This is a genomic window from Pontibacter rugosus, from assembly GCF_042678745.1.
Classification (GTDB): domain Bacteria; phylum Bacteroidota; class Bacteroidia; order Cytophagales; family Hymenobacteraceae; genus Pontibacter; species Pontibacter rugosus.
Genome location: NZ_JBHTLD010000498.1, coordinates 1 through 652, shown reverse-complemented (window position 1 = coordinate 652; position 652 = coordinate 1). Strand labels below are relative to the sequence as shown.

Genomic DNA, 652 nt, shown 5'->3' with positions numbered 1-652 from the left:
ACTAATGATTTGATTGAAAAGTATCGCAACAAGTGGGATTGGCAATTATTAAGAACAAATCCTCAAATCATTGAGAAATTAGAATACATATTAGGTAAATATAGAGAAGAATTTAAAATTGTTGAGTTTTTAGGACAGTTTGATGGAGCACCCGCTATTTATCATTTTACTCATTTGTTCAATGCAATTGATATTATCAAAGATAGAAAAATATTAAGCAGGAATAAAGCCGAAGGTAAGTTTGCAAACGCAGCCGGAAACCTTGTCGCTAGAAGAGGTACAGCACATGACTACGCTCGCTTTTATTTCCGTCCCAAAACTCCTACACAATTCTATAATGAATGTTTAGGACATGACTCTTCTTCTGGATTTTTGAAATCTTGGAAATATTGGGATGGTGACTGGATACATTGTAGTAAATGGAAAACGTTTTATCCCCAAGCACGAAATTTAGGTTTACCTAAGTGTCCATTACCAGTATTTTTTAAATTTGATTTGAAAGAGGTGTTATTGAAAATGGCTGATATTTGCTATTATAGCACAGGAAATATGCAATCAAATTGGGCAAGAATTGAAAAAGTATCAGAAAACCCTTTTGCAATCAATACGTCTTATTTGTATTCAGATATCTCAGATTTTGAAAATTACAAAC

At 32.7% G+C, this 652-nt stretch carries 1 protein-coding gene; it reads left to right on the top strand.

Annotated features, from left to right (window positions below; translation table 11 throughout):
• Positions 1-9: 9 nt before the first annotated feature.
• Positions 10-652: DarT ssDNA thymidine ADP-ribosyltransferase family protein (locus tag ACFQ2O_RS22120; RefSeq protein ID WP_377533168.1), on the top strand; the 643-nt coding region annotated here is incomplete at its 3' end.